The sequence below is a fragment of the Streptomyces sp. NPDC004051 genome (genome assembly GCF_053604275.1).
In genome coordinates, this window is sequence record NZ_JBSGHG010000020.1 from 93354 (window position 1) to 114480 (window position 21127).

Consider the following 21127-nt stretch of genomic DNA (forward strand, 5'->3'; position numbering starts at 1 on the left):
CTTGTACTCGTCGTCCTTGTCGTTCTTGTACTCGTCGTCCTTGTCGTTCTTGTACTCGTCGCCCTTGTCGTTCTTGTACTCGTCGCCCTTGTCGTTCTTGTACTCGTCGCCCTTGTCGCCCTTCTTGTAGTCGCCCTCGTCCTCCTCGCCCTTGTACTCGCCGTCGTCCTTCTCGTCCTTGTAGCCGCCGTCGTCCTCGCCCACAGCGGTGAGAGCGCCGCCACCGGTGTGCACTCCGCCGTACGGCTTCTTCTCGTAGTCGTCCTCGTCGTGGCTGCCGTCCTCCTCGTGCTCCTTGCTGTAGGAAGGCTTGTCGTGGTCCCAGTCGCCCATGTGGGCGGCAAAAGCTGCGGGCGCCCCGACCACGAGGGCCGCGGTGGCCGTCGCGGTGGCGAGCAGCGTGCGGGCAGAGCGCATCTGACTGTCCTTCCGTCGGTCCGCCCGGCTGCTGACACCTAGCCAGCACGATTGACCGGGCCCCGACGTGATTAACCGTCAGTCATAAGAGCCGCTCTCACCATTCGAGGCGTTCACACGGGTTACGGCTTCACCCCGACGGCGTACCGGGGAGTGTTGACGGAGCGGCGACGGCTCCGTGCCGGCCCGGCCGCCTCAGGCCCGACTCGCATTCCAGGAAGGCCAGTTGTGCCCGGTCGCGGCCGGTTTCTCGGAGCGGGCCTCGAACCCGTCGATCAGACACCGGGTCACCCCGGACAGAGCAGCACGTCCCCCGCGGCCACGGACCGCGCCACGCCCAGGAGTTCCTCCGGGCCGGGCCGCTACGTCTCTGTCGGCAGACCCACGGAGTGGGCCAGCCGGCCCACCGCGTGCCGGAAGAACGTCTCGCGGTCCTCCACGACCAGGTGGAACTGCCCGAACAGCTCGAACCCGATCAGTCCGTACAGCTCGGCCCAGGCCGCCACCATGGCCACCACCACCTCCGGAGGGAGGTCCGGCGCGAAGTCGGCGGCCATCCGCTCGGCCTCCGGCCGCAGCCCGCCCGGAAGCGGGGGTTTCGCCAGTGCGGAGTCGCGCTCCGCGTCCCGCAGGACGCCCCTGAGCAGGAAGGCCACACGAGCGGCGGCCGGGACGGTGGTCTTCGGCGCGCTGTATCCGGGCACCGGCGACCCGTAGATCAGCGCGTACTCGTGCGGGTGCCCGAGCGCCCAGTCACGCGCGCCCTCGCAGACCGCGATCCAGCGCCGGGTCGGTGCGGTGCCGGCGACCGCCTCATGGGCCGCGTCCACGGCGTCGCCGAGGGAGTCGTAGGCGTCGATGATGAGCGCGGTCAGCAGGTCGTCGCGGCTCGGGAAGTACCGGTACATCGCGGAGGAGGCCATACCGAGTTCGCGGGCCACGGCCCGCAGCGAGAGCTTGGCGGCGCCTTCCGCCGCGAGCTGTCCGCGGGCGGCCTCCTTGATGGCCTCGGTGACTTCGAGCCTGGCTCGGGCACGGGCCCCGTGTGCAGTGCTGCTCATGCGCATCAGTGTCCCACGAGCCCAGAGCAGTGCACACAAAAGAGAGCAGTGCTCTTGATTTCTCGTGCCGAAGCCATGCAGACTGAGGACACGATGAGAGCAGTGCTCACAAAAGAGAGCGTCGCTCTCCACGCCATTCCGACCGGAGGTCACCGATGTCGTCGTCAACGCCCTACTACCGCAAGAGCGGTCCCCTGACCGTCCGGTTCAACAGCGTCATCGGCCGGCTGGCCCGGCACGGGATCAGCCTCGCCGGCGCCGCCGAGATGTCCGTCCGCGGCCGCAAGAGCGGACGGATGCAGCGCATCCCGGTCAACCCGCACCTCTGGGAGGGCACGCAGTACCTGGTCTCGGCGCGCGGCCACTCCCAGTGGGTGCGCAACATGCGCGCTGCCGGGGGCGGGGAACTGCGCGTCGGACGCAAGGTCCGCTCCTTCACCGCGGTGGAGCTTCCCGACGAGGAGAAGCTCCCGATCCTGCGGACCTACCTGAAGAAGTGGGGCTGGGAGGTGAACCAGTACTTCCAGGGGGTCACCGCCGAGTCCTCCGACGAGGAGATCGTCGCGTCCGCCCCCGACCACCCGGTCTTCCGGATCACGGTCACGAACTGACGGACGCGCCCCCGGAGTCGGACCCGCCGCCCGTGGGACGCCGGTCCAGCGCGGTCATGGCGCGGTGGGCCAGCGGATGGGTGCGGACCAGTTCGCCCAGTGTCGTCGCCCCGCGCGTGATGTCCCGGAACGCCTTCCAGGCGGGGCGGAAGCCGGTGAGGACGGCGTGGAACACCCCGGGACGCCGTTCGAACGCGGCCAGCATCCGCTTGCCGACGCTCATCTCGACCCCGAGTCCCGCCTTGACCGCGAAAGCGTAGTTCAGCGCCTGCCGGCGCGTGTCCACGGCGTCGTGCGCCTCGGCGATACGCACCGCCCACTCCCCCGCCAGCCGGCCCGAGCGCAGCGCGAAGGAGATGCCCTCACGGGTCCAGGGTTCCAGCAGTCCGGCGGCGTCCCCGCAGACGAGCACCCGGCCGCGTGAGAGCGGCGAGTCGTCAGCGCGGCAGCGGGTCAAGTGGCCGGAGGAGATGCTCGGTTCGAAGCCGGCGAGGCCGAGCCGTCCGATGAAGTCCTCCAAGTACCGCTTGGTCGCCGCGCCTTCGCCCCGCCGCGAGATCACACCGACGGTCAGCGTGTCCCCCTTGGGGAAGACCCATCCGTAACTGCCGGGCATCGGGCCCCAGTCGATGAGCACCCGCCCCTTCCAGTCCTCGGCGACGGTCTCCGGAACCGGGATCTCCGCCTCCAGCCCCAGGTCGACCTGGTCGACCTTGACCCCGACGTGAGCTCCTATCCGGCCGGCGCTGCCGTCCGCGCCGACCACGGCCCGCGCGAGCACGGTCTCACCGCCCTGCAGGACGAGGGCGACCGTGCGGCGGTCCGGCACGGCCGAGCCATGCTGTTCGACCCGCTGCACGGCGACGCCGGTCCGCACCTCGGCGCCCGCCTTCTGCGCGTGCTCCACCAGCTGCTGGTCGAACTCAGGCCGGTTGATCAGCCCGAACAGCATCTGCCGCGACCGGCGGGTACGGGTGAAGCGGCCGTTGTGGGAGAACGTCACCGCGTGCACGCGGTCCTTCAGCGGAAGTTCGAAGCCGGGGGGCAGCGAGTCGCGCGAGGGGCCGATGATGCCGCCGCCGCAGGTCTTGTAGCGCGGCAGGTCCGCTTTCTCCAGCAGCAGCACGCGCCGCCCCGCGACCGCCGCCGCGTAGGCGGCCGAGGCCCCCGCGGGTCCCGCGCCCACCACGACGACGTCCCATACCTGCCGCGCGTCGTCCGCCGAAGAGTTCTCGCTGCTCACGATGGTCTGCTGCTCCCGATCCAGCCGCCTGCCTCCCCCAGGCTCTCGGCTCCGCTCGAGCAGGGGGCACCCCGTCTGTCTCCCGCATACTACGGCGACGATCACTCGAGGCCGCTGTGGGAGGATCGGACGGCATGGATGCCCCGTACAAGGGTCCCGTCCGTGCCGAATGACCCTCCCGCACACGAAAGTACGCATCCGTACAACGTCGCACCCACAAGGAGCGTGCCCATGTCGTCGAATCCGGTCGCCGTGACCGTCGCCTCGCTGATGCCCCGGGCGAAGGAGGAACTCGCCGAACTGGTGGCCTTCAGGTCGGTGGCGGACTTCGACCAGTTCCCGCGCAGTGAGAGCGAGGGCGCCGCGCGCTGGGTCGCGGACGCGCTCACCGCCGAGGGGTTCCAGGACGTGGCCCTCCTCGACACCCCGGACGGGACCCAGTCGGTGTACGGCTACCTCCCCGGCCCCGAGGGCGCGAAGACGGTGCTCCTGTACGCCCACTACGACGTGCAGCCGCCCCTGGACGAGGCGGGCTGGGACAGCCCGCCGTTCGAGCTGACCGAGCGGGACGGCCGCTGGTACGGGCGCGGGGCCGCCGACTGCAAGGGCGGCGTGCTCATGCATCTGCTGGCCCTGCGCGCGCTCAAGGCCGACGGCGGTGTGCCCGTCAACGTCAAGGTGATCGCCGAGGGGTCGGAGGAGCAGGGCACCGGCGGCCTGGAGCGGTACGCCGAGCAGCACCCCGAGCTCCTGGCGGCCGACGCCGTCGTCATCGGTGACAGCGGCAACTTCCGTGCCGGTCTGCCGACGGTGACCGCCACCCTGCGCGGCATGACGCTCGTGCGGCTGCGGATCGACACCCTCGAGGGCAACCTGCACTCGGGGCAGTTCGGCGGTGCCGCCCCCGACGCCCTGGCCGCCCTGGTCCGCGTCCTGGACTCGTTGCGCGCCGAGGACGGCGGCACCACCGTCGACGGGCTGACCGGTGACGGCACGTGGGACGGACTGCAGTACGACGACGAGCAGTTCCGCAGGGACGCCAAGGTGCTCGACGGCGTGGACCTGATCGGCTCCGGCACGGTCGCCGACCGTATCTGGGCCCGCCCGGCCGTCACCGTCCTCGGCATCGACTGCCCGCCGGTCGTCGGCGCCACCCCGTCCGTGCAGGCGAGCGCCCGCGCGCTGATCAGCCTGCGCGTGCCGCCGGGTGTGGACGCGGCAGAGGCGACCAAGCTGCTCCGGGCGCACCTGGAGGCGCACACGCCGTGGGGTGCGCGGGTGAGCACCGAGCAGGTCGGGCAGGGCCAGGCGTTCCGCGCCGACACCACCAGCCCGGCCTACCGGGCCATGGCCGACGCGATGGCGGTCGCGTACCCGGGCCAGGAGATGAGTTACGCCGGTCAGGGCGGCTCGATCCCGCTGTGCAGCACCCTCGGGGCGCTCTACCCGCAGGCGGAGATCCTCCTCATCGGGCTGAGCGAGCCGGAGGCCCAGATCCACGCGGTCAACGAGAGCGTCTCCCCCGACGAACTGGAGCGGCTGTCGGTCACGGAGGCGCTGTTCCTGCGCAACTACGCGGCCGCCGTGAGCTGATCCCGCCGGGCCCGTCCGCCCTTCTGCCGCGCGGCCGCCGTGCACGGATCCGGACACACGCACGGCGGCCGCGCCGCTCCTGGGCTCCTGGGCTCCTGGGCTCCTCAGCCGACCGGTATCCCCGCCTCCAGGTACATGGCCTTCCCGCGTTCCCGTGCCCGCAGGGCGCGGCAGAGGCGCTCGTAGCGCACCGGGGGCAGCATGTCGGCGGCCTCCGTCTCGGAGACGAAGCGCCAGTCGCGCAGTTCGGGGCCGGGCAGCAGCAGCCGCGTGGCGTCGGCGGCATCCAGACGACCGCCGTCGAAGAGCAGACGCAGACCGCCGTAGGCGGGCGGCGCGGGTGGTTCCCAGTCGACGACGAGCAGTGCCGGCACGTCGTCGAGGCGGATCCCGGTCTCCTCGGCGACCTCGCGCATGCCCGCCCGCGCGGGTGCCTCCCCGGGCTCGACGACCCCGCCCGGGAACTCCCAGCCCGGCTTGTAGGTCGGGTCGACGAGAAGCACCCTGTCCCGCTCGTCGAAGAGGAGGACACCGGCGGCCACGGTCTCGGCGGTCGGCTCGGGCGTCTGCACGATGTCGCAGGCGGGCACCTCTCCGTTGCCGACCGCCTCGGCGATGCGGACGGCGGTGGCGTACGGAGTCAGCGGGCCGGTGTCGACCGGGTAGGCGTCGGCGGTGAGCCAGGAGGCCAGGGCCGCCCGGTACGGCTCGATGTGGTCGTAGGACCACTGCCGTACCCGCATCTCGCCGTCCGGGAGGTCCGGTGGGACCTCCCGGCCTGCTATCCGCTCGCGCAGGATCGTTTCCGCCGGAGCGAGGAGAACATGCCGGACCGGAATGCGGCGGGCCGCGAGGCCGCCGAAGATCTCGTCCCGGTACTCCTGTCTCAGCAGGGTCATCGGAACGACGAGGGTCCCGCCGAGTTCGGCGAGCATCGCCGCCGCCGTGTCTATCACCAGGCGGCGCCAGATGGGAAGGTCCTGGTAGTCGCCGACCTCGGCGAGGTGTTTGGGCGGAAGCAGATGGCCCAGCGCCCCGCCGACCACCTCGGGGTCGAAGAGCGCGCTGTTCGGGATCAGTTCGATCAGTTCCCGTGCGGTCGTCGTCTTCCCCGCACCGAACGCACCGTTGATCCAGACGATCACGGTTCCCCCTCTTCTGTTGGCCCCCTGTGGCTTGCCCGCTCCACCCTGCCACGGAAACCAGCCCCAGTTGAGAACGCACACCGACGGCGCCGACGCCCCGGAAGGGGGCGTCGGCGCCGTGGATTTCGCGGTGGGGCCCGTCAGCCCCTGGCCTCCCGGTCGTCGTCGACGGCACCGAGGACCTGACTCTCGTCGGCGACGGTCCGGTCGAGGGCGCTGAGGGCGTCGCCGGCGGGGAGGCCGTCGAGGCTCTCGGCGAGCGCGTGCGAGGGGGTGACCGCCGCGACGACGAAGCCGGTGGCGAGGGAGGCGATGGCGAGCATGCTGCGCTTCTTCATGCCGGGCTCAACGGCCGAAACCCCCTCGGGGTCACGCGGCACGGCGAATACGGCGTGAGACGCACGGCCGGCCGCCCTCAGACGCCCGCGGCGGCCGGGTCCTTCAGCTTCGCCAGCGCCGCGGCCGCCGCGCCCACCAGGCCGGCGTCGGTGCCCATCTGCGCCGGTGTCACCACGAGCCGCTGGACGAAGGAAAGGGTCGCGTACTCGGTCAGGGCTTGCCGCAGAGGCGCGAGGAGGACCTCGCCCGCCTTGCCCACTCCCCCGCCGACCACGGCGATGTCGATCTCCACGAGGGTCGCGGTGGCCGCGATACCGGCGGCCAGTGCCCGCGCGGCCCGGGCGAACGACGCCACGGCCACCGGGTCCCCGGCCCGGGCGGCGGCGGCCACCGCGGCGGCGGAGGTGTCGCCGTCCGGCCCGGGGCGCCAGCCGTTCTCCAGGGCCCGGCGGGCGATGTTGGGGCCGCTCGCGATGCGTTCCACGCAACCGCGCGAGCCGCACGGACACGGGTCACCGTCGAGATCCACACTGATGTGGCCGATGTGGCCCGCGTTGCCGGTCGGCCCGGGGTGCAACCGCCCGCCCAGCACCAGTCCGCCGCCGACCCCGGTCGAGACGACCATGCACAGCGCGTTGTCATGGCCGCGGGCGGCGCCCTGCCAGTGTTCGGCCGCGGTGATCGCCACACCGTCGCCGATCAGTTCCACGGGCAGCCCGCCGGTCGCCGCCCGGACCCCGGCGACCAGCGGGTAGTCGCGCCAGCCGGGCACGTTCACCGGGCTCACGGTGCCCGCCGAGGCGTCCACGGGGCCCGCGCTTCCGATGCCGACCGCGCCCGCCCTCCCCCACAGCGGGGACGCGCCGAGCTCCGCCAGCACCGCCCCGACCTCCCGCATCACGGTGTCGCCGTCCTCACCGGCGGGTGTCGGCCGCTGGGCACGGACCAGGATCCGGCCGTGGCCGTCCACCAGTGCGCCGGCGATCTTGGTGCCGCCGATGTCGAGCGCCGCCACGAGGTCGGTGTGCATCAGTGTCGGATCTCCCCGTCAACCATGGAAAACGCGCCGGAACGACCCGTGCCCGGCCAGGAACCGTCGCACAGGGTGAGCCACACCTCGATCTCGCGGTGGTCTGCGGGCCGGAGTGCGCGGTGGACAGTTTCCCCGAGCTTGACAACGTTGTCCAGGCTCTATGCTCGACGCCACATCCTCATACAAGCCCATGGATCCACACATCCCGTGGCCGACAGGACAGGACACCGCACCGTGCCGGAGACGCCCCGCCGCACCCACCGCCTCGCAGGATCCCGTTACGGCAACCGTCCGACCATGAAGGACGTGGCGGCCCGCGCCGGGGTCGGCCTGAAGACGGTCTCCCGGGTGGTCAACGGCGAACCCGGGGTCACGCCGGAGACGGAGCGCCGGGTGCAGGAGTCCATCGACGCCCTCGGTTTCCGCCGCAACGACAGCGCCCGGGTGCTCCGCAAGGGCAGCACCGCCAGTGTCGGCCTGGTCCTGGAGGATCTCGCGGACCCGTTCTACGGTCCGCTGAGCCGGGCGGTCGAGGAGGTGGCCCGCGCGCACGGCGCGCTGCTGATCAACGGTTCCAGCGCGGAGGACGCCGACCGCGAGCAGGAGCTGGTGCTGGCGCTGTGCGCCCGCCGGGTGGACGGGCTGGTGGTGATTCCGGCCGGTGACGACCACCGGTATCTGGAACCGGAACTCAAGGCGGGCGTCGCCACGGTCTTCGTGGACCGGCCGGCCGGCCGCATCGACGCCGACGTCGTCCTCTCGGACAACTTCGGCGGCGCCCGTGACGGCGTGGCGCATCTGATCGCCCACGGGCACCGGAGAATCGGTTTCATCGGTGACATGCCCGGCATCCACACCGCCTCCGAGCGGCTGCGCGGCTACCGCGCCGCCATGGAGGACGCGGGCATACAGGTGGAGGACTCCTGGATCTCCCTCGGCGTCACCGACCCCGAGCGGGTGCGCCGGGCCACCGAGGAGATGCTCTCCCGCCCGGCCCCGGTCACCGCGGTCTTCGCGGGCAACAACCGGGTGACCGTCACCGTGATCCGGGTCCTGGCCGAGCAGTCCCGTCAGGTCGCGCTCGTCGGCTTCGACGACATCGAACTCGCCGATCTGCTCCAGCCGGGTGTCACGGTCGTCGCCCAGGACGCGGCGGCCCTCGGCCGGACCGCGGCCGAGCGCCTCTTCCGCCAACTGGACGGCACTCTGCGCGCCCCCGAGCGCATCGAGCTGCCGACCAGGCTGATCACACGCGGCTCCGGCGAGCTGCCCCCGAGGGAGTGAGCCCGCGGTGTCCACCGAGGAGCGCACCGGCGACCCGGGCCCCGCAGGAAGCACCCTGCGGGCCCTGGGCCTGGCCGAGGCGCCGCGCGAGCATCCGTTGCTGTATCCGGGGCCGTGGCCACGGGAGTCGGTGTTGCTCGACGGGGACCGGCTGCTGCCGCTGGACCGCCTGGTCCACGAGGACCGGGCGCCCGTCCTCGCCTTCGGCTCCAACGCCAGCCCCGGCCAGTTGCGCCACAAGGTGGCCCGGTCCGGGATCTCCTCGCCCGTCCCCATGGTGCGGGCCCGGACGACCGGTGTCGACGTGGGCGTCTCGGCGCATGTGAGCCGGATGGGCTATGTGTCGGCTTCCCCGGTCAAGGCCCCTGGTGTCGAACGGGAGTTGTTCGTGATCTGGCTCGACGCCGAGCAGCTCTCGGCGATCGACGCGAGCGAGGGCGTGCCGCTGCCGGACGGCAACTACGACCGCGCCTGGCTGCCCGCACCCGACGTCCGCGTGGAACTGCCCGACGGCACCCCGCTCCCCGGAGCCCACGCCTACGTCAACCGGCACGGCGTCCTCCACGACGGCACCGGGGCCCCGCGCACCCACTGCGGGCAGCGCCCCCTGCTCACCGGACTCCTCATGGGATCGAGGAGGTTGCGGGAACTGTTCGGCGTCTCCGCCGAACAGTTCAGCGCGCGGGCCCGTGCCGACCGGCTGCTGTGCGCGCGGGGCACGCGGGTGTTCACCGAGGAGCACCTGGTGACGGCGTCGGGTCTGGAGCGGTACGTGGGGTCCCGGAGGACGGGGACGCGAAGCCCTGCAGGCCGGCGCGGGTGAGGCCGGTCGCCCGCACCACCTCGGCGAGGTCCAGGGCGCCGCAGTCCAGTCCGCGCAGCAGGTGGCCGGCGAGGGCCTTCGCGGTGGCGGGCTCGTCCATGACGTCCCCGGCGGTCCGGGCGACGTACCGGGCGAGCCGGGCGGCGGCCTGCTCGAAGCCCTCGCGGTAGAAGGAGAAGACGGCCGCGTAACGGGTGGGGAGGTGCCCGGGGTGCATGTCCCAGCCCTGGTGGTAGGCACGGACGAGGGCGCGGCGGGTGAGGCGGTGGTGCAGCCGCCAGGCCGCGTGGACCTGTGCGGTCGGACCGACGGGCAGGACGTTGGTGGAGCCGTCCGAGAGGCGTACGCCGGTGCCCGCGGCGGCGACCTGCATGACGGCCTTGGCATGGTCGGCGGCCGGATGGTCACTGGCCTGGTGGGCCGCGGAGACACCGAGGCAGGCGCTGTAGTCGAAGGTGCCGTAGTGCAGTGCGGTGGCGCGGCCTTCGGCGGCCTGGATCATCCGGGCGACGGTGGCGGTGCCGTCGGCGGCGAGGACGGCCTGGCTGGTCTCGATCTGGATCTCGAAGCCGAGCCGGCCGGGCTCGAGGCCGCGCGCCTTCTCGAACGCCTCGAGGAGCCGCACCATGGCGGTGACCTGTTCGGGGCAGGTGACCTTGGGCAGTGTCAGCACCAGTCCCGCGGGCAGTGGGCCGGCCTCGGCCAGGCCGGTGAGGAAGATGTCGAGGGTACGGATGCCCCGGTCGCGCACGGCGGCCTCGAGGCACTTCATCCGGATGCCCATGCAGGGGGCGGCCGTGCCGTCCCGGTACGCCTCGGCGATCAGCCGGGCCGCGCGGGCGGCGGTCTCGTCCTCCTCGGCGTCGGGGCGGTTGCCGTAGCCGTCCTCGAAGTCGACGCGCAGATCCTCGACGGGCTCGCGCTCCAGCTTCGCGCGGACGCGGCCGTACACGTCCTCGGCGAGTGCGGGGTCCAGCCCGATGGCGTCGGCGAACGAGGCGGCGTCCGGGGCGTGTTCGTCGAGCGCGGCCAGGGCCTGGTCGCCCCAGGAGCGGAGGGTCCCTGCGGTGAAGGCGTCGCCGGGGACGTAGACGGTGTGGACGGGCTGACGGGTGCCGGGGTCTCCGGGGTAGCACCGCGCCAGTTCGGCGTCGACGGGTGCCAGGAAGGCGCCGATCTCCGCGCCGACGGCGTCGGTGAGGCTCGTCGCGATCTGCTCCCGCCGGCCCTGTCTCATCCCACACCCGCCCATCTTCCGCGGTACGGAATCAATAATCCGTCGAACGAGGCCAACGAAGCTATCGGGTGGTCTCCGCGCCGGTCAACACCGTCTTACGCCTCGCTCACACCCCGATCCACTCCACCTTCTCGGCATGTTCACGTCCCTCTGGCACTGTTTGTACTCGCCGTCTCCGCCCGACCCGCCGCCTCCGCCCGACTCGCCCGGAAACCGCCGCACAGCACCAGCGAAGGAGCTTCTGTGCCGAACCACAGCCGAGTCACGCGCCGCCTGGGACTGAAAACCGCGCTCGCCGCCTCCGTCGCACTTCCGCTCTCCAGCACAGCACTGTCCCCCGAGCCCGCCTCGGCCCGGGAACGTCCGGACCGGCCGCTGGAGGTCATGTCGTTCAACCTGCGCTTCGCGAGTACGGCGGAACCCCACAGCTGGGCCTCCCGCAGACCCGTGACGCGCCGGCTGCTGCGCCGCGAGCGGCCGCACGTCATCGGCACCCAGGAGGGCCTCCACCAGCAACTGCGCGACATCGAGGCCGATCTGGGGCCGTCCTACGACTGGATCGGCACCGGCCGGGCGGGCGGCAGCCGCGACGAGTTCATGGCGGTCCTCTACGACGCCCGCCGGCTCGCCCCGCTGGAGTACGACCACTTCTGGCTGTCCGACACGCCGTACACGATCGCCTCGAACACCTGGGGCAGCGCCCACCTCCGCATGGTCACCTGGGTCCGCTTCCGCGATCTGCGCGCCGACGGCCGGGAGTTCTACGTCCTCAACACCCATCTGGACAACGCCAGCCAGTACGCACGCGAGCGGGCCGCCGCCCTGATCGCCGAGCGCGTCGCCGGCCTCGCGCGCTCCCTGCCGGTGATCGTGACGGGGGACTTCAACGTCGCCGCCCACGGGAACCCGGTGTACGGCACGCTGCTGGGCGCCGGTCTCGTCGACACCTGGGACGCGGCGGCCGACCGGGGCGAGCCCTACGGCACGTTCCACGGGTACGGGCCGCTCGTGCCGGGCGGTGCCCGCATCGACTGGGTCCTGACCACGCCCGGCGCCACGGTGCACCGCGCCTCGATCAACACCTTCTCCCTGGACGGCCGATTCCCGAGCGACCATCTGCCGGTGCAGGCGTCACTGACCCCGGGATGACCGGCGCCGCACCGGAACAGGAGGCGCCGGGACAGGCCGAGGCCCCCACGACCGCGGGAACTCGAGGTGCGGTCGTGGGGGCCTCGTACGGCGGGGACGGTCAGCCCTTGCGGGCCTTGATCTCCTCGGTGAGCTGCGGGACGACGTCGAACAGGTCGCCGACGACGCCGTAGTCGACCAGGTCGAAGATCGGGGCCTCGGCGTCCTTGTTGACCGCCACGATCGTCTTCGAGGTCTGCATGCCCGCCCGGTGCTGGATCGCACCGGAGATACCGGCGGCGACGTACAGCTGCGGCGAGACGGACTTGCCGGTCTGGCCGACCTGGCTGGTGTGCGGGTACCAGCCCGCGTCCACCGCGGCACGCGAGGCGCCCACGGCCGCGCCGAGGGAGTCGGCGAGCGCCTCGATGACCGCGAAGTTCTCCGCACCGTTGACACCGCGGCCACCGGAGACCACGATCGCGGCCTCGGTCAGCTCCGGACGGCCCGTCGACTCACGCGGCGTACGCGCCACGACCTTGGTGCCCTTCGCCTGCTCGGAGAAGGTCACCGACAGCGCCTCCACCGCACCGGCGGCCGGGGCGGCCTCCACGGCCGCGCTGTTGGGCTTGACCGTGATGACCGGGGTGCCCCTCGAGACACGGGAGCGGGTGGTGAACGCGGCGGCGAACACCGACTGGACGGCGACCGGGCCCTCGTCGCCGGCCTCCAGGTCGACGGCGTCGGTGATGACGCCCGAGCCCAGGCGCAGCGCGAGGCGGGCCGCGATCTCCTTGCCCTCGGCGGACGAGGAGACCAGCACGGCGGCCGGGGAGACGGCCGCGACCGCGGCCTGCAGGGCGTCCACCTTCGGTACGACCAGGTAGTCGGCGTACTCGGCAGCCTCGTGGGTGAGGACCTTCACCGCGCCGTGCTCGGCCAGCGTGGCGGCGGTGTCGGCGGCGCCGTCGCCCAGTGCGACGGCGACCGGCTCGCCGATGCGGCGGGCCAGCGTCAGCAGCTCCAGGGTCGGCTTGCGGACCGCGCCGTCCGCGTGGTCGACGTAGACGAGAACTTCAGCCATGGGACTTCTTCTCTCCTGCTTGCGAAGTATGAGGGGCGGGAAGCGAGCTCGAGCCTCGTGGCTCAGACGAACTTCTGGCTCGCGAGGAACTCGGCGAGCTGCTTGCCGCCCTCGCCCTCGTCCTTGACGATCGTGCCCGCGCTGCGGGCCGGGCGCTCGGTCGCCGACTCGACCGTGGTGTAGGCGCCCTCCAGGCCGACCTCGTCGGCCTCGAGGTCGAGGTCGGACAGGTCCCAGGAGGTCACCGGCTTCTTCTTCGCCGCCATGATGCCCTTGAAGGACGGGTAGCGCGCCTCGCCCGACTGGTCGGTGACCGACACGACGGCCGGCAGGGACGCCTCGAGCTGCTCGGTGGCGGCGTCGCCGTCCCGGCGGCCCTTGACGGTGCCGTCCTCGAGGGCCACCTCCGACAGCAGCGTCACCTGCGGCACGCCCAGGCGCTCCGCGAGCAGCGCCGGGACGACACCCATGACGCCGTCGGTGGAGGCCATGCCGGAGATCACCAGGTCGTAGCCGGCCTTCTCGATCGCCTTGGCCAGCACCAGCGAGGTGCCGATGGCGTCGGTGCCGTGCAGATCGTCGTCCTCGACGTGGATCGCCTTGTCGGCGCCCATCGACAGCGCCTTGCGCAGCGCGTCCTTGGCGTCCTCCGGGCCCACCGTCAGCACGGTGATCTCCACGTCGTCGTCGGAGTTCTCCGAGATCTGCAGCGCCTGCTCGACCGCGTACTCGTCCAGCTCGGAGAGCAGACCGTCCACGTCGTCGCGGTCGACGGTCAGGTCATCGGCGAAGTGCCGGTCGCCCGTGGCGTCGGGCACATACTTCACGGTGACAACGATCCTCAAGCTCACGCCGGCTCTCCTACTGCATCGTCATTTCTGGCTGCCTGCCTTCAGGCAGCATAAGCGCCTCAAACGGCCGTTCCCGATCGGGGCGAAGCACTCTTCCCAACGAAATATTACTCGCCAGTACACCCAGTTCTTTCCCGCTGAGCAAGCGCTTTGAACTGTGACCTTCGCAACGCAGCGTAACCGGAACCCGACGGGCCCGCAGCAGGGGCCCCGGCCCGGTCAGTCACGCAGTGCGCGGAAACGGCCCTGATGGTGGACGAGGGGCCTGCCGGGGCCGGTGTGGTCGCCGAGCAGGACCTCGGCCAGCACGATCCGGTGGTCACCGGCGGGCACCCGGGCCACCACCGCGCACACCGTCCTGGCGAGGACGCCGTCCAGCACCGGGACGCCCTCGGGGCCCTCGCGCCAGGCGGTGGCCGCGCCGAAGCGGTCGGCGCCGGGGCGGGCGAAGGTGGCCGCCAGCTCCCGCTGGTGCTCGCCCAGCACATGGACCCCGACGTGGTCGCTCGCGGCGATGGCGGGCCAACTGGCGCCCCCGGTGCCGACACCGAAGGAGAGCATGGGGGGATCGGCCGAGACCGAGGCGAGGGAGGTGGCGGTGAAGCCGACCGGGCCCGACTCCCCGCGCGCGGTGATCACCGCCACACCCGCCGCGTGCTGCCTGAAGACGGAACGCAGCAGCTCCGGCGAGGCGGACACCCACCGGGGGTGAGGGAGTTCCGAGCACTTCGAGTACGCCGAGACCTCCGAGAACTCCGAGAACGCCGAGCACATGGTGTCAGGCTGACGAGAGGGGCCACGTACCGTCAAGTCGGCCCCGGATGTGGGAGATGACTCACGGTGGGGCGTCCCTCCGTCACATCGCCTCCCCCAGAGCGGCGATCACATCGGCCTTGCGCGGCTGCCCGGTGGCCCGCCGCACGACACGGCCGTCGGCGTCGAGGACCAGCACCGTCGGCGTCCTGAGGATCTCGAGGCGGCGCACGAGGTCCAGGTGGGCCTCGGCGTCGACCTCCACATGGGCCACGCCCGGGACCAGACCGGCCACCTCGCCGAGCACCCGCCGGGTCGCCCGGCAGGGCGCGCAGAAGGCACTGGAGAACTGCACCAGTGTGGCCCGCTCACCCAGTTCCGCGCCGAGTTCCGGCACTCGGAGCCGCTCTCCGTCGTCCCGCCCGCGCACCCGCACTCCCCTGCTCCGCCGCCGCGGCGGCACTCCGTGGGCACTCGCCACCGCGAGCACCGGCACACACCGTCAGTCCGGTCACCGACTCCTCGTAGCGTTCACGGGAGCGCAAAGATTCCCCGGCGCCCTGGTGCGGGTTCCCGTACGGGACACTTGTTCCATGGACATCGACGCGGGAGGGCCGTGAGATGCACCCGCTCCCGCGGGGGCGGCGGGGCGCACGGGGTGACGGCGCCGCGAAAGCCCGAGGTGGATCAAGGGGGTGGACGTGACGAGAATCTCGCCGCAGGCGGCCCTCAGGGCTGGTCCGCCGATCGTTCTTGGGGCACCATCAGCGACAAGCCGTAAACCTACGGCTGCGTAACTTCGGCTGGGAGTCCCCTTCCCAGACAGAGCAGGAAGGGTTCCACCCCGCCCATGGCAGAACTCGTCTACCGCCCCGTGATCGGTTTCGCCCAGACTCTGTTCAAGGTGTGGGACCTCAAGATCGACTGCCAGGGTTCGGAGAACATCCCGCGATCGGGCGGCGCCGTGCTGGTGAGCAACCACATCAGCTACCTGGACTTCGTCTTCAACGGTCTCGCCGCCCTTCCGCAGAAGCGTCTCGTGCGCTTCATGGCGAAGGATTCCGTGTTCCGGCACCGGGTCTCCGGTCCGCTGATGCGCGGGATGAAGCACATCCCGGTGGACCGCAAGCAGGGCGAGGCGGCGTACGCGCACGCGCTCGACTCGCTGCGGTCCGGCGAGATCGTGGGGGTCTTCCCGGAGGCGACCATCTCGCAGTCGTTCACGCTGAAGAGCTTCAAGTCGGGTGCCGCGCGCCTGGCGCAGGAGGCCGGCGTGCCGCTGATCCCGATGGCGGTGTGGGGCACCCAGCGGCTGTGGACCAAGGGCCACCCCCGCAACTTCAAGCGCAGCCACACCCCGATCACCATCCGCGTCGGTGAGGCGCTGGAGGCGTCCAGGGACAAGTACGCGGGCGCGATCACCCGGCAGCTGCGGGAGCGCGTCCAGGAGCTGCTGGAGGCCGCGCAGCGCGCCTACCCCGTGCGCCCCAAGGGCCAGGACGACACCTGGTGGATGCCTGCGCACCTCGGCGGGACGGCCCCGACCCCGGAGCAGGTCCGCGAGGCCGAGGCACGCTGAGTCCGGACGGACCCCTCCGGGAACGGCGAGAACGGAGGGGCCCACCCGCAGGAGCACGGCCGGTCGGGAGTCGACGTGTTCCCGACCGGCCGCACCCCCGCGCGGTCCCTGTGTCCTATGTGCGCGCCATCTCCTCCTTGAGCGCCGCCACGAACGTGTCCACGTCGTCCTCGGTGGTGTCGAAGGCGCACATCCAGCGGACGTCGCCGGCGGCCTCGTCCCAGAAGTAGAAGCGGAAGCGCTTCTGCAGCCGCTCGCTCACCTCGTGCGGCAGGCGGGCGAAGACCGCGTTGGCCTGTACCGGGTGGAGGATCTCCACGCCGTGCACGGCGCGTACGCCCTCGGCGAGGCGCTGGGCCATCTCGTTGGCGTGCCGGGCGTTGCGCAGCCACAGGTCCCGGGCCAGCAGGGCCTCCAGCTGCACCGACACGAAGCGCATCTTGGACGCGAGCTGCATGGACAGCTTGCGCAGGTGCTTCATGTGCCGGATGCCGTCCGGGTTCAGTACGACGACGGCCTCGCCGAACAGGGCGCCGTTCTTGGTGCCGCCCAGGGAGAGCAGGTCGACGCCGGCCGCGTTGGTGAAGGTGCGCATCGGCACGTCCAGGGCGGCGGCGGCGTTGGCCAGCCGGGAGCCGTCGACGTGCACCTTCATGCCCCGGGCGTGCGCGTGCTCGCAGAGGGCGCGGATCTCGTCCGGCGTGTACACCGTGCCCAGCTCGGTGGCCTGGGCTATGGACACCACCTGTGGCATGGCACGGTGCTCGTCCTCCCAGCCGTAGGCCTGCCGGTCGATCAGCTCGGGGGTGAGCTTGCCGTCCGGGGTGGGCACGGTGAGCAGCTTGATCCCGCCGACCCGCTCCGGCGCCCCGCCCTCGTCCACGTTGATGTGGGCGCTCTCGGCGCAGATCACCGCGCCCCAGCGGTCGGTGACCGCTTGGAGCGCGACGACGTTGGCGCCGGTGCCGTTGAAGACCGGGAAGGCCTCGGCGGTAGGGCCGAAGTGGCTGCGGATCACCTGCTGGAGGTTCTCCGTGTACGCGTCCTCTCCGTACGCCACCTGGTGTCCGCCGTTGGCCAGGGCCAGGGCGGCGAGCACCTCCGGATGGGCCCCGGCGTAGTTGTCGCTGGCGAAACCACGGACGGCCGGGTCGTGATGACGACGTGCGTCGGTCCTGGGTGGGTTCACGGCTTCTCGGTGAGCCACAGACGGGTTCCGTTCACTTCCGCGGCGGGCTTGTCCCAGACGCCGACGACGGCCTCGGCGAGGTCCTTGACGTCCGTGAAGCCCGCGAACTTCGCGTTGGGGCGGTCGGCACGCATCGCGTCGTGCACCAACGCCTTCACCACCAGGATCGCAGCCGCCGAGGTGGCCCCCTCCTCGCCCCCGGCCTTGCGGAAGTAGTCGGCCATGGCCAGCGTCCACGTCTCGGCGGCGGCCTTGGCGGCCGCGTAGGCCGCGTTGCCCGCGGTGGGCTTGCTGGCGCCGGCCGCGCTGATCAGGACGTACCGGCCGCGGTCGCTGCGCTGGAGCGCCTCGTGGAAGGCGAGGGAGGTGTGCAGCACGGTGCGTACCAGCAGCAGTTCCAGGAAGTCCCAGTCGTCCAGGCTGGTCTTGGTGAAGGTCTCGCTGCCGCGCCAGCCGCCGACCAGATGGACCAGGCCGTCGACCCGGCCGAACTCCTTCTCGGTGCGGGCGGCCCACTCGCGGGTGGAGTCCAGGTCGAGCAGGTCGACCGTGTCACCCGTGACGGTGGCCCCGCCGTGCGCGTAGCGCGCCGCGTCCACGGCCGCCGCCAGCCGCTCCGGGTCGTTGTCGGAGCCGACCACCGTCGCCCCCGCCTCGGCCAGCCTGAGCAGTGCCGCCCGTCCCGCGGGTCCCCCCGCGCCGGCCACCGCGATCACCGCACCCTCGAGCGCCCCGTTCCCCATGGTCCTCGCCTCCTGAGCAGTGTTGTGAACGAGATCGCTCACGCGGCGACCCGCTCGGCGCCGTCCGCCGTGATGCCCCGGGTCGACGCGATCACGTTCTTCAGCTTCTTGGACAGTGCCTCATAGAACATGCTCAGCGGAAACTCGTCCGGAAGCACGTCATCGACGAGTTTCCGCGGCGGCAGCGTCAGGTCCAGCGCCTCGGGGCCCTTGGCCCACTTGGATCCGGGGTGCGGGGAGAGGTAGGCGGAGACCAGCTCGTAGCCGGCGAACCAGTGGACGAGCTTCGGGCGGTCGATGCCGTCGCGGTACAGCGTCTCGATCTCGGCGCACAGCTGGTTGGTGACCTTCGGGGCGCGGTCCCAGTCGATGCTGAGCTTGTTGTCGGTCCAGCGGACGACATCGTGCTTGTGCAGGTAGGCGAAGAGCAGTTGACCGCCGAGGCCGTCGTAGTTGCGGACCCGCTCACCGGTGACCGGGAAGCGGAACATGCGGTCGAACAGCACCGCGACCTGCACGTCACGTGCCTGCGGGACGCCCTCGCCGGCCAGCTCGACGGCCTCCTTGAAGGCGGTGAGGTCGCAGCGCAGCTCCTCCAGGCCGTACATCCAGAACGGCTGGCGCTGCTTGATCATGAACGGGTCGAAGGGCAGGTCGCCGTGGCTGTGGGTGCGGTCGTGGACCATGTCCCAGAGCACGAACGCCTCTTCGCAGCGCTTCTGGTCGTGCACCATGGCGGCGACGTCCTCGGGCAGCTCCAGGCCCAGGATGTCGACGGCGGCCTCGGTGACGCGGCGGAAGCGGGCGGCCTCGCGGTCGCAGAAGATGCCGCCCCAGGTGAAGCGCTCGGGTGCCTCGCGCACGGCGATGGTCTCGGGGAAGAGCACCGCGGAGTTGGTGTCGTAGCCCGCGGTGAAGTCCTCGAAGGTGATGCCGCAGAACAGCGGGTTGTCGTAGCGGGTGCGCTCCAGCTCGGCCAGCCAGTCGGGCCAGACCATGCGCAGCACGACCGCCTCGAGATTGCGGTCCGGGTTGCCGTTCTGCGTGTACATCGGGAAGACGACCAGGTGCTGGAGGCCGTCCTCGCGGTGCGCGGCGGGCTGGAAGGCCAGCAGCGAGTCGAGGAAGTCGGGCACCTCGAAGCCGCCCTCGGCCCAGCGGCGCAGATCCTTCACCAGGGCCTCGTGGTAGGCGCGGTCGTGCGGGAGCAGCGGGGACAGCTCGTCGAGCGCCTCGGTCACCCGGCACACCTCGGCCTCGGCCTCGGCGCGGGCCGGGGCGCCCTCGGCGTCGAAGTCGATCGAGCCGTCCTTCGCCTGCCAGGGCCGGATCCGCTGCACGGCATCCTTGAGCACGGGCCATGCCGGGTGCTCGACCACCCTCACCGCCGGAGAAACGTTTCCCTCCGTACCCACCTGCACAAGAATTTCCGCCATGTCCCATCCTCCACCGGAGAAGCTCTGTGCGCCGACCGTATACGTACGGGGTTTGCCACAGCAAGGGGAGCCTCCGCAAATCATCCTGCGCCACCCCGGTCGTCACCGCATTTTTTCCTGCCCATCACGCGAGTGGGCGACACTCCTCAAAAATGATGTTCAGCGTCTGGACGGAACGGGCACAGGCGATACGGTCCAGGAGGGCCGTAGGGACGCGGCCCTGCGCCGCCGTCGACGGAAGCGAGTCGGATCTTGAACTTCCTCACCATCGGTCACCGCGGAGTCATGGGTGTCGAGCCCGAGAACACCCTTCGGTCCTTCGTCGCCGCCCAGGAGGCCGGCCTGGACGTCATCGAGCTCGACCTGCATCTGAGCAAGGACGGCGAGCTCGTCGTCATGCACGACGCGGAACTGGACCGCACGACGGACGGCACGGGCCCGATCGCCGACCGGACCGTCGCCGAGCTGCGCGCCCTGGACGCCGGACGCGGCGAGCACGTCCCCGTCTTCGAGGAGGTGCTGGAGGCCGTCCACACGCCGTTGCAGGCCGAGATCAAGGACGTACAGGCGGCCAGGGCGCTGGCCGAGGTGATGAACCGGCGGGGCCTGACGGACCGGATCGAGGTGTCCTCGTTCCACGACGACGCGATCGCCGAGATCGCGCGCCTGGTGCCGGGGGTGCGCACCGCGCTCGTCGCCAGTCGTTACAGCACGGACGTCGTGGACCGGGCGGTCGGCGTCGGCGCGGCGACCCTCTGTCTGAACATCCGCCGCCTCACCCTGGAGACCGTCGAACGGGCCCGCAAGGCGGACCTGAGGATCATCGGCTGGGTGGTGAACACGCAGGACCACCTCAGACTGGTCCGGGCCCTCGGACTCGACGGCGCGACCACCGACTACCCGGAGATCAAGCGCACCGGCCGCTTCACCGCGTGAGGGCTCTCAGGCCAGTTCCTTGACCAGCAGCTCGAACCGCAGGTCCGCACGTTGCGGAATGCCGAACCGCTCGTCGCCGTACGGGAAGGGCGTCGTCCTTCCCGTACGGCGGTAGCCGCGCCGCTCGTACCAGGCGATCAGGTCCTCGCGCACCGAGATCACGGTCATGTGCATCTCGGTCGCGCCCCAGGTCTCGCGCACCAGGCGCTCCGCGTACGCGATGATCACCTTGCCGAGCCCCGCGCCCTGGAGCTCGGGACTGACCGCGAACATGCCGAAGTAGGCGTGGTCGCCGCGGTGCTCGAGCTGGCAGCAGGCGACGATCCGGCCCTCGCGCTCCACCGTCAGCAGCCGGCTGTCCGGTGACTCGACGACCTGCCGCACCTCCTCGGCGTCGGTCCGCTGTCCCTCGAGGATGTCCGCCTCGGTGGTCCACCCGGCCCTGCTGGAGTCCCCCCGGTACGCCGACTCGATCAGCGCGACGAGGGCGTCCACATCGGCTGCGGCGGCGTCACGGAAGGTCAGCGCGTTCTCGGTGACGGTATCCACGGGGCACTTCTCCGGTTTCTCGCTCGCCTCTTCGGTCACTTCCCGGCGTGGCCAGGGCACGGAAGAGACTAACCCGGCCGCTACGCTCGGCCG

21 protein-coding genes and 1 pseudogene are annotated in these 21127 nt (G+C 71.5%); 7 read left to right on the top strand and 15 right to left on the bottom strand.

Going from position 1 to position 21127, the window contains the following annotated elements:
• Both ACWEQO_RS21170 and ACWEQO_RS21175 read right to left on the bottom strand, forming a co-directional pair.
• A pseudogene (locus ACWEQO_RS21170) lies at positions 1-417 on the bottom strand (hypothetical protein); the annotation flags it as partial.
• Between the two features lie 362 nt (positions 418-779).
• Positions 780-1478, bottom strand: a complete 699-nt coding sequence (locus tag ACWEQO_RS21175) for a TetR/AcrR family transcriptional regulator (protein ID WP_452984807.1) — start codon at positions 1476-1478, stop codon at positions 780-782.
• 155 nt (positions 1479-1633) lie between these two features.
• Between ACWEQO_RS21175 and ACWEQO_RS21180 the strand changes: the two genes are divergently transcribed.
• Complete coding sequence (locus ACWEQO_RS21180) at positions 1634-2089, top strand: nitroreductase/quinone reductase family protein (RefSeq protein WP_361457837.1); 456 nt, start codon at positions 1634-1636, stop codon at positions 2087-2089.
• Here the strand turns inward: ACWEQO_RS21180 and ACWEQO_RS21185 are convergent.
• Positions 2079-3332, bottom strand: coding sequence for a geranylgeranyl reductase family protein (locus ACWEQO_RS21185; RefSeq protein ID WP_361457840.1), 1254 nt, complete (start codon positions 3330-3332; stop codon positions 2079-2081). The genes ACWEQO_RS21180 and ACWEQO_RS21185 overlap by 11 nt on opposite strands.
• A gap of 231 nt (positions 3333-3563) precedes the next feature.
• On the opposite strand from ACWEQO_RS21185, the gene ACWEQO_RS21190 reads away from it, so the two are divergent.
• Complete coding sequence (locus tag ACWEQO_RS21190) at positions 3564-4925, top strand: dipeptidase (RefSeq protein WP_361457843.1); 1362 nt, start codon at positions 3564-3566, stop codon at positions 4923-4925.
• Positions 4926-5029: 104 nt separating this feature from the next.
• Here the strand turns inward: ACWEQO_RS21190 and ACWEQO_RS21195 are convergent, their stop codons facing one another.
• From ACWEQO_RS21195 to ACWEQO_RS21205, 3 genes are all read right to left on the bottom strand, one after another.
• Entirely contained in the window at positions 5030-6070 is a 1041-nt protein-coding gene (locus tag ACWEQO_RS21195; RefSeq protein WP_361457867.1) for an NUDIX hydrolase, read from the bottom strand.
• 140 nt (positions 6071-6210) lie between these two features.
• The gene (locus ACWEQO_RS21200) at positions 6211-6408 is read right to left on the bottom strand and encodes a hypothetical protein (RefSeq protein WP_452984808.1); all 198 of its coding nucleotides are present in this window, start codon (positions 6406-6408) and stop codon (positions 6211-6213) included.
• 77 nt (positions 6409-6485) lie between these two features.
• Positions 6486-7439: an ROK family protein gene (locus ACWEQO_RS21205; RefSeq protein WP_452984809.1), complete on the bottom strand. Its 954-nt coding sequence runs from the start codon at positions 7437-7439 to the stop codon at positions 6486-6488.
• 210 nt (positions 7440-7649) lie between these two features.
• Here ACWEQO_RS21205 and ACWEQO_RS21210 point away from each other — a divergent pair, with 210 nt between their 5' ends.
• On the top strand, positions 7650-8726 hold the full coding sequence (locus ACWEQO_RS21210) for a LacI family DNA-binding transcriptional regulator (protein ID WP_361458684.1): 1077 nt from the start codon (positions 7650-7652) through the stop codon (positions 8724-8726).
• Between the two features lie 7 nt (positions 8727-8733).
• Positions 8734-9549 (top strand): hypothetical protein, encoded by an 816-nt coding sequence (locus tag ACWEQO_RS21215; RefSeq protein ID WP_361458686.1) that lies wholly within the window; start codon positions 8734-8736, stop codon positions 9547-9549.
• Here the strand turns inward: ACWEQO_RS21215 and ACWEQO_RS21220 are convergent.
• Positions 9455-10786 carry a DUF6986 family protein gene (locus ACWEQO_RS21220; protein ID WP_361458688.1) on the bottom strand — a complete coding sequence of 444 codons (1332 nt, stop codon included), beginning with the start codon at positions 10784-10786 and terminating at the stop codon, positions 9455-9457. The genes ACWEQO_RS21215 and ACWEQO_RS21220 overlap by 95 nt on opposite strands.
• Positions 10787-11029: 243 nt before the next feature.
• On the opposite strand from ACWEQO_RS21220, the gene ACWEQO_RS21225 reads away from it, so the two are divergent.
• Positions 11030-11935, top strand: a complete 906-nt coding sequence (locus tag ACWEQO_RS21225; protein ID WP_361458690.1) for an endonuclease/exonuclease/phosphatase family protein — start codon at positions 11030-11032, stop codon at positions 11933-11935.
• A 100-nt stretch (positions 11936-12035) separates the two neighbouring features.
• On the opposite strand, the gene ACWEQO_RS21230 is transcribed toward ACWEQO_RS21225, so the two are convergent.
• From ACWEQO_RS21230 to ACWEQO_RS21245, 4 genes are all read right to left on the bottom strand, one after another.
• Complete coding sequence (locus tag ACWEQO_RS21230) at positions 12036-12998, bottom strand: electron transfer flavoprotein subunit alpha/FixB family protein (protein ID WP_452984810.1); 963 nt, start codon at positions 12996-12998, stop codon at positions 12036-12038.
• Between the two features lie 62 nt (positions 12999-13060).
• The gene (locus ACWEQO_RS21235) at positions 13061-13849 is read right to left on the bottom strand and encodes an electron transfer flavoprotein subunit beta/FixA family protein (protein WP_361458694.1); all 789 of its coding nucleotides are present in this window, start codon (positions 13847-13849) and stop codon (positions 13061-13063) included.
• Between the two features lie 219 nt (positions 13850-14068).
• A complete protein-coding gene (locus ACWEQO_RS21240) occupies positions 14069-14623 on the bottom strand; it encodes a flavin reductase family protein (protein WP_452984811.1) in 555 nt (184 codons plus the stop codon).
• 82 nt (positions 14624-14705) lie between these two features.
• Positions 14706-15092 carry a thioredoxin family protein gene (locus ACWEQO_RS21245; protein ID WP_452984819.1) on the bottom strand — a complete coding sequence of 129 codons (387 nt, stop codon included), beginning with the start codon at positions 15090-15092 and terminating at the stop codon, positions 14706-14708.
• A 360-nt stretch (positions 15093-15452) separates the two neighbouring features.
• Between ACWEQO_RS21245 and ACWEQO_RS21250 the strand changes: the two genes are divergently transcribed.
• Positions 15453-16181 (top strand): lysophospholipid acyltransferase family protein, encoded by a 729-nt coding sequence (locus ACWEQO_RS21250; RefSeq protein WP_361458700.1) that lies wholly within the window; start codon positions 15453-15455, stop codon positions 16179-16181.
• A 115-nt stretch (positions 16182-16296) separates the two neighbouring features.
• On the opposite strand, the gene ACWEQO_RS21255 is transcribed toward ACWEQO_RS21250, so the two are convergent.
• From ACWEQO_RS21255 to ACWEQO_RS21265, 3 genes are read right to left on the bottom strand one after another with little or no spacing between them, the layout of a single operon-like run.
• Positions 16297-17370, bottom strand: coding sequence for a threonine aldolase family protein (locus ACWEQO_RS21255; RefSeq protein WP_452984812.1), 1074 nt, complete (start codon positions 17368-17370; stop codon positions 16297-16299).
• The gene (locus ACWEQO_RS21260; protein WP_361458704.1) at positions 17367-18113 is read right to left on the bottom strand and encodes an SDR family NAD(P)-dependent oxidoreductase; all 747 of its coding nucleotides are present in this window, start codon (positions 18111-18113) and stop codon (positions 17367-17369) included. The genes ACWEQO_RS21255 and ACWEQO_RS21260 overlap by 4 nt, the downstream gene beginning before the upstream one ends.
• A gap of 38 nt (positions 18114-18151) precedes the next feature.
• A complete protein-coding gene (locus ACWEQO_RS21265) occupies positions 18152-19549 on the bottom strand; it encodes a DUF6421 family protein (RefSeq protein WP_361458706.1) in 1398 nt (465 codons plus the stop codon).
• A gap of 252 nt (positions 19550-19801) precedes the next feature.
• Between ACWEQO_RS21265 and ACWEQO_RS21270 the strand changes: the two genes are divergently transcribed.
• Complete coding sequence (locus ACWEQO_RS21270; RefSeq protein ID WP_361458708.1) at positions 19802-20485, top strand: glycerophosphodiester phosphodiesterase; 684 nt, start codon at positions 19802-19804, stop codon at positions 20483-20485.
• A gap of 6 nt (positions 20486-20491) precedes the next feature.
• Here ACWEQO_RS21270 and ACWEQO_RS21275 read toward each other — a convergent pair whose 3' ends face one another.
• Positions 20492-21034, bottom strand: coding sequence for a GNAT family N-acetyltransferase (locus tag ACWEQO_RS21275; protein ID WP_361458710.1), 543 nt, complete (start codon positions 21032-21034; stop codon positions 20492-20494).
• Positions 21035-21127: the final 93 nt, after the last annotated feature.